Source organism: Azospirillum isscasi, assembly GCF_030849505.1.
Lineage (GTDB): Bacteria > Pseudomonadota > Alphaproteobacteria > Azospirillales > Azospirillaceae > Azospirillum > Azospirillum isscasi.
This window is the reverse complement of sequence record NZ_JAUJFI010000182.1, coordinates 1-10420: the sequence shown is the minus strand read 5'-3', so window position 1 is coordinate 10420 and position 10420 is coordinate 1. Positions and strand designations below refer to the sequence as shown.

7 protein-coding genes, 2 tRNA genes and 1 pseudogene are annotated in these 10420 nt (G+C 67.4%); 7 read left to right on the top strand and 3 right to left on the bottom strand.

The window, feature by feature from the left end:
- Positions 1 to 1041: cache domain-containing protein (locus QSG27_RS24800; protein ID WP_306710877.1), on the bottom strand; the 1041-nt coding region annotated here is incomplete at its 3' end.
- A gap of 251 nt (positions 1042 to 1292) precedes the next feature.
- Positions 1293 to 2468, bottom strand: a complete 1176-nt coding sequence (carA, locus tag QSG27_RS24795; RefSeq protein ID WP_306710875.1) for a glutamine-hydrolyzing carbamoyl-phosphate synthase small subunit — start codon at positions 2466 to 2468, stop codon at positions 1293 to 1295.
- 447 nt (positions 2469 to 2915) lie between these two features.
- On the opposite strand from carA, the gene QSG27_RS24790 reads away from it, so the two are divergent.
- From QSG27_RS24790 to QSG27_RS24775, 4 genes are all read left to right on the top strand, one after another.
- Positions 2916 to 3377, top strand: coding sequence for a GatB/YqeY domain-containing protein (locus QSG27_RS24790; RefSeq protein WP_306710873.1), 462 nt, complete (start codon positions 2916 to 2918; stop codon positions 3375 to 3377).
- 31 nt (positions 3378 to 3408) lie between these two features.
- Complete coding sequence (dnaG, locus tag QSG27_RS24785) at positions 3409 to 5340, top strand: DNA primase (RefSeq protein WP_306710871.1); 1932 nt, start codon at positions 3409 to 3411, stop codon at positions 5338 to 5340.
- A 185-nt stretch (positions 5341 to 5525) separates the two neighbouring features.
- The gene (gene rpoD, locus QSG27_RS24780; RefSeq protein WP_306710870.1) at positions 5526 to 7487 is read left to right on the top strand and encodes an RNA polymerase sigma factor RpoD; all 1962 of its coding nucleotides are present in this window, start codon (positions 5526 to 5528) and stop codon (positions 7485 to 7487) included.
- A gap of 149 nt (positions 7488 to 7636) precedes the next feature.
- Positions 7637 to 7712, top strand: a tRNA-Ile gene (locus QSG27_RS24775).
- A 464-nt stretch (positions 7713 to 8176) separates the two neighbouring features.
- Here the strand turns inward: QSG27_RS24775 and QSG27_RS24770 are convergent.
- Positions 8177 to 8253, bottom strand: a tRNA-Arg gene (locus tag QSG27_RS24770).
- A gap of 203 nt (positions 8254 to 8456) precedes the next feature.
- Here QSG27_RS24770 and QSG27_RS24765 point away from each other — a divergent pair.
- The 3 genes and pseudogenes from QSG27_RS24765 to QSG27_RS24755 form a co-directional block, all read left to right on the top strand.
- Positions 8457 to 8969: a hypothetical protein gene (locus tag QSG27_RS24765; RefSeq protein WP_306710868.1), complete on the top strand. Its 513-nt coding sequence runs from the start codon at positions 8457 to 8459 to the stop codon at positions 8967 to 8969.
- Positions 8970 to 8992: 23 nt separating this feature from the next.
- Positions 8993 to 9646, top strand: coding sequence for a phosphatase PAP2 family protein (locus QSG27_RS24760; protein ID WP_306710867.1), 654 nt, complete (start codon positions 8993 to 8995; stop codon positions 9644 to 9646).
- Positions 9647 to 9833: 187 nt separating this feature from the next.
- Positions 9834 to 10420 (top strand): annotated as a pseudogene (locus tag QSG27_RS24755) (DEAD/DEAH box helicase); the annotation flags it as partial.

Genomic DNA, 10420 nt, shown 5'->3' with positions numbered 1-10420 from the left:
CGGGGCGGTCATCACCGGCGCGGCGTGCGGGCCGTCGCGCCCCAGCGCCAGGGCGGAACCGGCCAGCGCCGCCACCGGATCGGCGATGCGCCGCCCGACCGCCAGCGCCATCGCCAGGCTGAGGACCAGAAGCACGCCGCCGCCCGTCAGCACCAGCGTGACCGAGCGGCGCAGCGGCTCGGCGATCAGATCCTGCGGGACGCCGACGGAGACGGTCCAGCCTGACAGCTCCGACCGGGCGAAGGCGTTGAACAGGGGCGTGCCGTCCCGCCCGATGATGGAGAAGGTGCCGAAGCTGGCCGAGGCGGTGCGGCGGAACACCTCCGCCGGGATCGGGGTGCCGGTGAAGGAATCGTGCGACGCGGTGCGGGTGATGAAGATGCCCTGGCGATCCCACAGGGCGGCGACCCAGCCCTCCGGAAGCCCCTGCCGGCGCAGCACGTCGATCAGGGTCACCGCGGGCAGGCTCATCGCCAGCACGCGGTCGGAGGGGCCGTTGCGGTTCATCGGCAGGGCGACGGCGACCAGCGGGTGCTGGGCGATGGCGCCGTTGAAGATTTCCGAAATCTGGGTCTGGCCGCTCTCCGCCGTCCGCCGGATCACCCCGGCCACCGCGGCGCGGGGGAGCGGGTCGCCGAAGGGGCGGCGGGTGCTCATCAACTGCTGGCCCTGCGCGTCCGCCAGAAGGATGTGGACACCCTCGCGCCGGATGCCCTTGTGCCTCAGCACCTCCGTCGCCTGCCGGTGGAAGGCGGCGAGGTCGCCGTTGTCCAGATGGGGCGAGGTGGTCAGGACCTGGAGCGCCGTCTCCATCGCCATGAGTTCGCGGTCGACCGCGACGGCCAGCGTCCGGGCCAGTTCCTGGCCGGACCGTTCGATCGCGGCGCTCTGCGTCTCGGCCATGCGGATGACCGTCCAGCCGGCGAAGCCCAGCATCGGCAGCATCGCCGCCATGACCAGCATCACCAGCCCGGTTCGGAGCGACAGGCCACCCGCCCTGGACCGGTCGTCGCCGGGCGTCCCGCCGCCTTCGGCGGGCACGTCATCATCCTGCGCGTGCACAGGCAAGACTTCCCATACTCCCGTATGAACAGCGAGGGCTGCGTCCGTAACCATCGCAGAGTCCGGCCGCAAAGGACACAGCTTTGACCGGGCGGGCGCACCATCGAAAGGGGTGGAAACGGCGAAAAGCCGTCCAACCGGATGGTGCCGGACGGAAAGCCGGTCCCCGGACAAAAAAAGGAGCCGCGGACGGCTCCTTCTTCATCTCCGGGTGGTGTGCCCGCGGAGCGTCAGGCCGGCTGCCTGCCGTCCATCAGCGCCACGAAGCGGTCGAACAGATAGTGGCTGTCCTGCGGGCCGGGCGAGGCTTCCGGATGGTACTGCACCGAGAAGACCGGCTTGTTCTTCAGCCGGATGCCCTCGTTGGAGCCGTCGAACAGGCTGACGTGGGTCACCTCGGCGTCGGCGGGCAGGGTCTCTTCCATCACCACGAAGCCGTGGTTCTGGCTGGTGATCTCCACCCGGCCCGAGGCCAGATCCTTCACCGGATGGTTGGCGCCGCGGTGGCCGAGCGGCATCTTCTTCGTCTTGGCGCCCAGCGCCAGCGACAGCATCTGGTGGCCCAGGCAGATGCCGAACATCGGCAGGCCGGTGTCCAGCAGGCCCTTGATGGTCGGCACGGCGTATTCGCCGGTGGCCGCGGGATCGCCGGGGCCGTTGGACAGGAACACGCCGTCCGGCTTGTGGCGCATCACCTCATCGACCGTGGCGGTGCCCGGCACGACCGTCACCTTGCAGCCCGACGCCGCGAGGCAGCGCAGGATGTTGCGCTTGGCGCCGAAATCGATCGCCACGACGTGGAAGCGCGGGCTCTCCTGTTTGCCGTAGCCGGCGCCGAGCGTCCAGGCGCCCTCGTCCCAGCCGTAGGTCTGACGGCAGGACACGTCCTTGGCGAGGTCCATGCCCTCCAGCCCCGGCCAGCCCTTGGCCTTGGCGACCAGCGCGTCCAGGTCGAACTTGCCGTCCGGCGCGTGGGCGACGACGCCGTTCGGGGCGCCCAGATCGCGGATGCGGCGGGTCAGGCGGCGGGTGTCGATGCCGGCCAGGCCGACCAGCCCGTAGCTCTTCAGCCAGTCGTCCAGATGGCGGGTGGCGCGCCAGTTCGACGGGTCGGTGATGTCGGCGCGCAGGATCAGGCCGCGCGCGGCGGGGGTCACCGTCTCGATGTCTTCCGGGTTGGCGCCGGTGTTGCCGATGTGCGGGAAGGTGAAGGTGATGATCTGGCCGGCGTAGCTGGGGTCGGTCAGGATTTCCTGATAGCCGGTCATGGAGGTGTTGAAGCACACCTCGCCCACCGAATCCCCCACCGCACCGATGCCTCGGCCCTTGAAGACGGTGCCGTCGGCCAGAACCAGGACACCGGTGTAAGCGCCGGCATCGCCCGCCGGGAGAGTCGATTGAGCCATCCTTCAGACCTTATCAAGAGCCGCCGCGGGCCACATATCACCTGCTTGCGGAACGGCGGCGCCGCGTCCCGTCCCGCTGGGCGCACGCGTCGTCGTCGGTCCGTGCTCCTCCATCCCGGTTCCTTGCGGTCGGGGGGCTGAGCCTGGATCGATTAGTCGGGACGGGTGGGCCGGTCAATCGTATATGACGATTGGCACACCGATTTCCAGCGGCGCGTTTGCATAATCGCCGTGCTCGGCCAATGGGGCTTGGCTGGCGGGGCTCGGCTGGCGGGGCTCGGCTGTTGGAGGGGGGACGGAATCGGCGCGTCGGGCCAGGATTCGGAATTGGCGTGGCAATCCGGCGCAAATTTAGGAATATTACCGGTCCGCGCCGCTTCCCCGGCATGATCCGCCGTTGATCCTTTCGACCTGACGAACACCCTGACGAACACGAGGACACACCCAATGCTGCGCACGCGCCTGAACGAGGCTTTGAAGCAGGCGATGCTCGCCAAGAACCAGCGCGCCGTCTCGACCGTGCGCCTGATCCTGGCCGCGCTGAAGGACCGGGACATCGCGGCGCGCTCGCGCGGCGTCACCGACGGCATCGACGAGGCGGAAATCCTCTCCATGCTGCAGACGATGATCAAGCAGCGTGGCGAGTCGATCAAGCTGTACGAGCAGGGCGGCCGCCTGGAGCTGGCCGAGCAGGAGCGCGAGGAGATCGCCGTCATCGAGGGCTTCCTGCCCAAGCAGATGTCCGAGGAGGAGGTGGCCGCCGCCGTGAAGACCGTGGTCGAGGAGATTGGCGCCACCTGCATCAAGGACATGGGCAAGGTGATGGCGGAGCTGAAGGTGCGCTACGCCGGGCAGATGGATTTCGCCAAGGTCAGCGGCACCGTGAAGCAGCAGCTTTCGGCCTGTTGATCCGTTTCCATCGCACGGGTGCCGCCCGCCCATGGCCTTTCCGCCCCAATTCCTGGAGGAGCTGCGCACCCGTCTCGCCTTGTCGGACGTGGTGGGCAAACGCCTGCGCCTGATCCGCGCCGGGCGCGAATACAAGGCCCCGTGTCCCTTCCACAACGAAAAGTCGCCCTCCTTCTACGTCAACGACCAGAAGGGGTTCTTCCATTGCTTCGGTTGTGGGGCCCACGGCGACATCATCGGCTTCGTCATGCGCCACGACAACCTCGCCTTCCCGGAGGCGGTGGAGGCGCTGGCCGGCGAGGCGGGGATGCCGGTTCCCCGCGCCACCGAAGAGGACAAGCAGCGCTACGAGCGGCGCAAGACGCTGCACGATCTGGTGGAGCAGGCCGCCCGCTGGTTCGAGCAGCAGCTCCACGCCCCTGCGGGCCGCGCCGGGCTGGAGTATTTCCAGCGCCGCGGGCTCGACACCGATGCCATGGCGCGCTTCCGGCTGGGCTTCGCCCCCGGCGATTCCGGCGCGCTGCGCGGCCAGCTTCTGAAGCAGGGCTTCTCGGAGGAGGACATGGTCACCGCCGGCCTGCTGAAGCGGCCGGACGACGGGCGGACCCCCTACAGCTTCTTCCGCAACCGGGTCATCTTCCCGGTGACCGACCGGCGCGGCCGGGTGGTCGCCTTCGGCGGGCGCATCCTGGAGGGCGACGGGCCGAAATACGTCAACACCGCCGACACGCCGCTGTTCCACAAGGGCACGCTGCTCTACGGCCTGTCGCGGGCGCGGCAGGCGGCGGCGGACGGCAAGCCGGTGATCGTCGCCGAAGGCTACATGGACGTCATCGCGCTGGTCCGCGCCGGCTTCGAGGGCGCGGTGGCGCCGCTCGGCACCGCCCTGACCGAAACGCAGGTGCAGGAGCTGTGGAAGCTGATCCCCGACGCGGAGAAGGTGCCCTTCCTCTGCTTCGACGGCGACAACGCCGGGCGCCGGGCGGCGTGGCGGGCGGTGGAGCGCATCCTGCCGCACCTCGCCCCCGGCCAATCCGCCCGCGTCGCCTTCCTGCCGGAGGGAGAGGACCCCGACAGCCTGATCCGCCTGCAAGGCCCCCGCGCCATGCAGGAGGTGCTGGGCGCCGCCATCCCGCTGTCCGAGGCGGTGTGGCGCATGGAGACCGAGGGCAAGCCCACCGACACCCCCGAATCGAAGGCGGCGGTGAAGGCCGCGCTGGAATCGCGGGTGGGGCAGATCGCCGACCGCGACGTGCAGGTCTTCTACCGCACGGAGATGCGCCGCCGCGTGGACGAAGCCTTCGCCCCGCCGCCGCGCCAGCGCAACGACCGCGGCCCCTGGGTGCCCGGCGGGCAATGGCAAGGGGGAGGGCAGGGCGGGCGTTTCGGCCAGCAGACGCGCCGGCACACGCCGGGCCTGCCAGGGCTGCGCACCGCGCCGCCGCCCGGCCATCGCCGCCGCAACCCGGGCAATCTCGCCGCCGCGCGGGAGCGTGTTCTGCTGGCGGTCATCATCAACCACCCCGAGTTGTTCGACGAGTTGGGCGAATCGCTCGGCATGCTGCCTTTTTCCGACCGGGAACTGGAAGAATTGCGGCAAGCGGTCATAGGATCGCTTGCCGGATGGCGGGAAAACGACTCGGGACTTGACGCCGCATCGCTTTGTCGCCACTTGTCTTCCGCCGGCTACGATACCATTGTCCGCTCTCTGCTCAGCGAGTCGACCTATGTCCATGCCGGCTTCGCACGCCCGGACGCCTCCTCCCTGGAGGCGAAGCGGGGGTGGTGGCCGACATGGCATCACCTGCACCACAGGCAGGTGATGGCCGAATTGAGAGAAGCGGAGGCGGCATTGGCCCGTGACAACAGCGAGGCGAACTTCGCGCGGGTCGTAGCCCTTCAACAGGAGGTCATCAGGTCCGGAATGGGTATGACGGATGACGAGGATCTCGACGATGCCTAGCGGCCAGCGCCGCCGGGCATGGTGCGGAAGGGCAGGGCCGGAGGGATTGAGACCCGGATGGGTCAGACCGGACAAGGTCCGAGACGGTTCACAACCGGTTTAAGCAGGTGCGGATCGACAGCGGGGGGCCGCTGCGATGCGTGCTATGGGTTTTTACTATGGGGTAATGCGGGGGCATCGATCGCATGGCCACGAAAGCTGCGAACAGCGTTGAAGTTTCCGAAGCCCGGGACGAGGCCGGCGACGGCCCGCTCATGGACGGCATGGGTCTTGCCGTCAAGAAGATGATCGCCCGCGGCAAGGAGCGTGGCTACGTCACCTATGACGAGCTGAACGCTGCCCTGCCGCAGGACACGTCGTCTTCCGAACAGATCGAAGACACGATGGCCATGCTCTCGGAGATGGGCATCAACATCGTCGAATCGGAAGAGCAGGATTCGGAAGGCAACGCCAACGCCGACGGCGAGGGCGAAGGCCGGTCCGCCGGCAACCTGGACGATGACGACATCGGCCGCACCGACGACCCCGTGCGCATGTACCTGCGCGAGATGGGATCGGTGGAGCTGCTGTCGCGCGAGGGCGAAATCGCCATCGCCAAGCGCATCGAGGCCGGGCGCGAGATGATGATCGGGGCGATCTGCGAATCGCCGCTGACCATCCGCGCGATCCTCGAGTGGCACGACGCCCTCATGGAAGGGAAGATGCTGCTGCGCGACATCATCGACCTGGACGCCACCTATGGCGGCGGCCCGGACGGTGAGGAGATGCCCGAGGGTCTGGCCGAGGTGGTGGAAGCCGCCCCGGAGGAGACCGAGGAGGAGCGTCCCCCGCGCCCCGAGGGTGAAAGCGAGGAGGAGGGCGACGAGGACGGCGAGAACAGCCTGTCTCTGTCCGCCATGGAAGCCGCGCTGAAGCCGCAGGTCATCGAGACCTTCGAGAAGATCAAGACCACCTACGACAAGCTGCACAAGCTGCACGAGGGCCGCATCGCGGCCATCCAGCGCGGCGAGGACGTGGCCAAGCAGTCGGACAAGAAGTACGACAAGCTGAAGACCGAAATGGTCGAGCTGATGAACACGGTGCGCCTGAACAACCAGCGCATCGAGCAGCTTGTCGAGCAGCTCTACGCCCTGAACCGCAAGCTGACCGGTTTCGAGGGCAAACTGCTGCGCATGGCGACCGACTGCCGCGTGAAGCGCGAGGACTTCCTGAACCACTATTTCGGGCACGAACTCGACCCGAACTGGCTGGAGCGCATCCGCGGGCTGAACCCCAAGACCTGGGGCAAGTTCTACGACAAGTACGAGAACGACATCCGCAAGACCCGTGAAGGGGTCTCGGGCATCTCGGACGAAGCCAAGCTGCCGATCAGCGAATTCCGCCGCATCGTCTCCACCGTCCAGAAGGGCGAGAAGGAGGCGAGCCGCGCGAAGAAGGAGATGGTGGAGGCCAACCTGCGCCTCGTCATCTCCATCGCGAAGAAGTACACGAACCGTGGCCTGCAGTTCCTGGACCTGATCCAGGAGGGCAACATCGGCCTGATGAAGGCGGTGGACAAGTTCGAGTACCGGCGCGGCTACAAGTTCTCGACCTACGCGACGTGGTGGATCCGGCAGGCGATCACCCGCTCCATCGCGGACCAGGCGCGGACCATCCGCATCCCGGTCCACATGATCGAGACGATCAACAAGCTGGTCCGCACCAGCCGCCAGATGCTGCATGAGATCGGCCGCGAGCCGACCCCGGAGGAACTGGCGGAACGTCTGATGATGCCGCTGGAGAAGGTCCGCAAGGTCCTGAAGATCGCCAAGGAGCCGATCTCCCTCGAAACGCCGATCGGCGACGAGGAGGATTCGCATCTCGGCGACTTCATCGAGGACAAGAACGCGGTCCTGCCGCTCGACGCGGCCATCCAGGCGAACCTGCGCGAGACGACGACCCGCGTGCTGGCCTCGCTGACGCCGCGCGAGGAGCGGGTGCTGCGCATGCGCTTCGGCATCGGCATGAACACCGACCACACGCTGGAAGAGGTCGGCCAGCAGTTCAACGTGACGCGCGAGCGCATCCGCCAGATCGAGGCGAAGGCCCTGCGCAAGCTGAAGCACCCGTCGCGGTCGCGCAAGCTGCGCAGCTTCCTGGACACCTGAGGGTTTTTCAGGGCGCGCGCCCTGGACGGCATGCCGGTGTATGAAAAGCGGGGGCCTTCGGGTCCCCCTTTTCATTTTTGGGCTTCGGCCTGCTTTGAACGGGGTTGCATAAGGTCCCCATTCTGGGCACATTCGGCATCCCTCGGTCAGGGCCTGTAGTTCAGCGGTTAGAACGCGCCGCTCATAACGGTGTTGTCGTCGGTTCGAATCCGGCCGGGCCCACCATATTTTCAAGGGGTTAGCTGACGTCGTATCTTTCTGATGTGGCCCGTAAGTGCGCTGTAAGTGCAGCGCTTCTCCGGAGGTAAGACAGAAGGGGCATCTGCCGGCGGTAGAATCGGCTGGTGAGGGAGTCACTCATCGATATGTGGCCCTTGTCATCCGGTACCGGGTTTCCGGCGAACTTGTCGTGATCCTGCGTATACGGCATGGAGCACAAGCTCCGGAGTGATCCCCTGCATTCCAAATTGGAAAAAGATTTCGTTAGGGCGTGTCGCTTTGCGGCAAAAGTCGCGCAAAAAAGATGACGCCCTGCATATTGCGGCCTGACCGTCGAAGCGAGCACTGCGTATGTGGCTCCTGCCCTCCAGCGGGACTACCCAGCGCGCTGTCGGAGCCCATCAAGCCAAAGGGCCGCTCCCGGATGGGGCGGCCCTTTGCGGCTGAGTAACTGTAAACACTAGGGAGAGTGGCGCGCCCGAAGAGATTCGAACTCCTGACCCCCAGATTCGTAGTCTGGTGCTCTATCCAGCTGAGCTACGGGCGCTTCTCTCTGCCGCGGCGGCGGTTGCCGTCGTCTGCGGTGGCGCGGTTTTTAATCGGGCTCCGGGCGGAAGGCAACCAAAATCTTGCGGTCCGTGAAATTTTTCCGTCAGAGGGATCTCAGCCGATTGACGGACTACAGAATGGCGGCGGTTGGGCTTACCTTGCCCCTGTCTGTGTCCAGCCAGAAGGGAATTCGAGGACAGCATGGGTATGACGTTCCTGGGCCGCGCCTTTTCAGGCCGGGCGGCTTTCGTTGCGCGGGCGGCGCTCGCCGCGGCGCTGTCCCTTCCGGCGGCCGGCGCCGTCCAGGCGGCGGACGACCGCGCCGGCGCCGCCATCCTGGTGTCCGCGGCCATCGGCAACGAGGTCGTGCAAATGATCGAACTCGGGCCGAAGGTCATCCAGGTGACCGTGAACGACCGCGTCGTCTACGAGGACCGCGAGGGGCGCACCCTGTCCTTCGTGAACGCCTACAACATGGAAGGGCGCTGGCTGGTGCTGCTCCAGGAGAGCGTGGACGGCAAATGCGCCGCGCGCTACCGCGTGCTCGACCTCGGCGGGGCGAAGCCGTCCGTGTCGCTGCCCTTCGGGACCTGCAGCAACGCCCCGAAGGTGGAGCAGGCCGACCGGACGCTGACCGTGTCGCTGCCCAATTCCGACGGAAAGAGCACGGCGGCCTGGAACTACCGCGACGGGACGCTCGTTCGCATGCGCTGAACGGAAAGGGAGCGGCGAGGACGGTGGGACATCTGAACCTCTGGCACGTCAACAAGGCGATCTCGCTTCTCGGCAGCGCGGCTTTCGTGCTGCCGGTGGCGGGCATCCTGATCGTGATGCTGTGGCGCCGCCATTCGGCGGTTTCGGCGGCGCGCTGGCTGGCCGTTCTGGCCATGCTGATGGGCTCGGTGGCGCTTCTGAAGATCCTGGGCCACGCCTGCGGCTTCCGGCTGTTCGACGACCGGCTGACCAGCCCCAGCGGACACGCCGCACTCGCCGCCGCCGTCTATGGCGCGGTCGGGGTGATGGCCGCGCGCTCGCTGGACGGTTGGCGGCGCGGGCTGGTGATCCTCGGCGCCCTGGGGCTGGTGGGGGCGGTGGCGGCCTCGCGCATCCTGCTGCGCTACCATTCGGTGACGGAGGTGGTGGTGGGCCTCGTCCTCGGCGGGCTGGCGGTGGCGGCCTTTGCGCAGTGCTTCCAGCGGATGGCGCCCTCCCGCCTGAACCTCAACCCGCTGGTCCTTGCATTGGTCGTGCTGTTCGGCGTCGCCACCTACGCGCTTGGAGACCGCACCAACGCGGAGCCGATGCTGAAGCATTTCGCTTATCTGCTTCGAGAGGAATCGCCGGTCTGCGGCCCGGTGCCGCCGCTGAGCAATTTTCTTGAACGGCTGTAGTGTTCGCTTTTCTTTGCCGTGCTCCGCGTCTCATCCGCTTGTGTTCTTCGTTGAACTTGGCAACCGGAATGTTTGCGTTGCGGCAACGGTTCAGGGTTGAGAGCGGGCTTGCGGCGGGGCATGGTGAGGGCCTATACCGACGCCCCGTTCCTGACCCGTTCTATTTTTTCGGTATCCCTTCCGGTCCATGTCGCTGTTCGGCTCCCTTCCGCGCGCCGCCGCCACCGCCAGCGCGACGGTCTCCTTTTCACAGGAGGATCTGGCACGCGTCTTCGATGCGAAGACGCTGCAACGGGGGCGCACGCTCATCCTGACCGGCGCGGTGACGTTGCTGGGGGCGGAGGGGCGGATCGCGGCCACGGTGACCGACCTGGGCCGGACCCTGTCGGTGACGGTCGTCCCAGTGCGCGGGCGCAGCCGCGTGGTCTTCGACAAGAGCTGCACCTGCGGGCGGAACGCCTGCGCGCACATGGCCGCGGCGGCGCTGATGACCCTGGACTCCCGTCCGGAAGGGCGGCAGATGTCCCTGTTCGACTCACCGCCCCCGGCGCCGCAACCCGCGCTTCAGGCCGTCGCCGGCCCTGACCCCACGCCTCCGCCGGTTCCGGAGCCTCCTCCACCGCCACCCCCGCCACCCCCGCCGCCGCCCGACCCGGTGCTGAGCGTCCGCTGGACGCTGGAGCCGGGGAAGGACGACGCGGCCATGTTCGTTTCCGCCGTCATCGCCGTGGACGGGGCGGGGGAGGGCGACGACGTTTCCACCCCGGCCAGCCC